Genomic DNA, 1,803 nt, shown 5'->3' with positions numbered 1-1,803 from the left:
TCCACCGCGAATACGATCCAGGAGTTGGCGATCCGACCGGTTCAGGCCGTTTTCCGAACCACCCCACCAGGTAAACTCCGGGACACCCGGCAGGGGGCTTTTCCCTTTGACGCCATGGCACTCCTGGCAGTGACGGGTATAGAGCGTCGCGCCCCGGAAGGGGTCACCGGCCAGGACGGATTGTGCCATGAAAACCGTCCCCCCCACGCCCGCCAGGAACAGACAAAACCGAACGATCCACCCTCTCCATGGGAAAGGGGTATTTTCCACCGGCGCGGACGGGGGTTTCCCGCTGCCGTCCCGGCTGCACCTTCCTGCTGGCGGGCGCGGGTTGATCCACGCCATCACGGCTTGTTTTTCTCTGCTGCCGCCTTGGCTTCGCTTTCCTGTTTGGCGGCGGTTTCCTTCATGCGGGTATTCCAGGCGGCGGCCTGTTTCGGGTCGGCGGTCAGGCCCAGTTTGCCGTCACGATAGGCCAGGGACAGTTCCGACATGGCAGGTGTATAGCCCTGTTCGGCGGCCTTGTTCAGCCATTCGACGGCCTTGGCCTGATCCTTGGGCACCCCCAGCTCGCCGTTGGAAAGAAGACGCGACCACACCAGCATGCCTTGTGGATATCCCCACTCGGCAGAGTTCTGGATCCATTTGGCGGCAGCGGCCGGGTCCGGTTTTTCCACCTCTTCGGGATTGCGCAGCATTTTACCCAGGCCCAGGGCTGCTTCCGCTGATTTCATGTCGGCGGCTTTTTTGTACCAGGTGAGGGCTTCCTTGTTTTCCTCGGCCTGATCGAGGAGGTAGGCCAGCATGAACATACCCGGAACGTAGTTGGCCTCGGCGGTTTTCCGCAGAAGATTGACGGCGGCGACCCAATCGTCATTCTTGTAGGATGCCATGGCCTCCTTGTAGGTATCTTCGGGACCGGCGGTGTAGGCTGCGGAAGATCCCAGAACAAGGGCACAGCCGATACACAAGGCACTGCCCCATGGAAGCCACCATTTTTTGTCGTTCATTTGCCTCTGTCCCATGGATGTCATGTTGTCATTCATGTTCATTCGGTTTGGACCTGCCGACCAAAACCCGACTCCGGGGTGGCGTCGTTGTGAAAAATATCCGGCAGGTCGGCCTGTTCCAGCTTGCGATACAGGCTGGAGAGGCCAATTCCCAAGATTTTGGCAGCCTGTCGCCGGTCCCCCTGGTTTTTCTCGATGGTTTCCAGAATCACCTGGGCTTCGAAGGCGCGGACCCGGTCGCGCAACTTTTCGCCCGCACTGCCCGGGAGATCCTCATTTTCCGCGCCACCGCCGGCCAGCCTGGCAATGTGGCCCGGCAGGTCATCCACCCGGATCTGGCCATCTTCCGCCAGGATCAGCGCCCGTTCGATCACATTTTCCAGTTCCCGGATGTTACCCGGCCAGGCGTACAGCTTCAAGGCCTGTTCCGCTTCCGGCTCCAGCGAAAATTCGCTCCCCGGACGATTTTTGCCGGCCCGATTTTTTTGCAGGAAAAACCGGGTCAGGAGCGGAATATCCTCGGGACGGGAGCGCAGGGGGGTAATGTAAATGTTGAACACGTTCAGGCGAAAGAACAAATCTTCACGAAAGGTTCCTTTGGCGACCATCTCTTCCAGGTTTTTGTTGGTAGCGGCGACGATGCGGACATCGACATGGCGGAATTGTTCGCTGCCGACCGGGCGGATTTTCTTCTCTTCCAGGGCATGCAGGAGTTTGACTTGCAGATGGAGGGGAAGTTCCCCGATTTCGTCCAGAAACAGAGTGCCCTGGTGGGCTTCGGCAAACAGACCTT

The 1,803-nt window shown here is 59.2% G+C and carries 2 protein-coding genes and 1 pseudogene (1 of these 3 running past the window's edge); all 3 read right to left on the bottom strand.

Features of this window, described 5'->3' with window-relative positions:
- Window positions 1–189, bottom strand: a 189-nt coding sequence (locus tag HQL65_20165) for a c-type cytochrome (protein MBF0138551.1), incomplete at its 3' end; no start/stop codon positions are given.
- A gap of 155 nt (window positions 190–344) precedes the next feature.
- On the bottom strand, window positions 345–1,010 hold the full coding sequence (locus HQL65_20160) for a sel1 repeat family protein (GenBank protein ID MBF0138550.1): 666 nt from the start codon (window positions 1,008–1,010) through the stop codon (window positions 345–347).
- A gap of 38 nt (window positions 1,011–1,048) precedes the next feature.
- A pseudogene (locus HQL65_20155) lies at window positions 1,049–1,803 on the bottom strand (sigma-54-dependent Fis family transcriptional regulator) (it continues 685 nt past the right edge of the window).

The organism is Magnetococcales bacterium (assembly GCA_015228935.1).
Lineage (GTDB): Bacteria > Pseudomonadota > Magnetococcia > Magnetococcales > DC0425bin3 > HA3dbin3.
This window is presented reverse-complemented; position numbering and strand designations above follow the sequence as displayed.